This is a genomic window from Microbacterium sp. GbtcB4 (assembly GCF_019091465.1).
Taxonomy (GTDB): Bacteria; Actinomycetota; Actinomycetes; order Actinomycetales; family Microbacteriaceae; genus Microbacterium; species Microbacterium paraoxydans.
Window position 1 is genome coordinate 1 of record NZ_JAGXJJ010000455.1, and the last position, 241, is coordinate 241.

Here is a 241-nt window from a genome sequence, read left to right on the forward strand (position 1 = left end):
CGCGTTGACGATGAGGATGATCGCGTTGATCACGAGCATCACGTTGACGATGTTCTGCAGGGTGGTGCCGCGCGTGCGCGTGCGCTGGTCCAGTCGCATGTCGGCCAGCGGGGAGCGTGCGAGTGCCTGGGTGTCGTCGACGGCGGCCTTGTTCTGGGCGGTGTCGAGGCTGCGGTGCACGACCCCCCTGATCACCCGCCGCAGCACGAGCGCGTTGGGGCCGCAGGCGTCGTTGTTCGGG

1 pseudogene is annotated in these 241 nt (G+C 68.5%); it reads right to left on the reverse strand.

Features of this window, described 5'->3' with window-relative positions:
- Positions 1 to 241, reverse strand: a pseudogene (locus tag KVS71_RS18450) (mechanosensitive ion channel family protein); the annotation flags it as partial.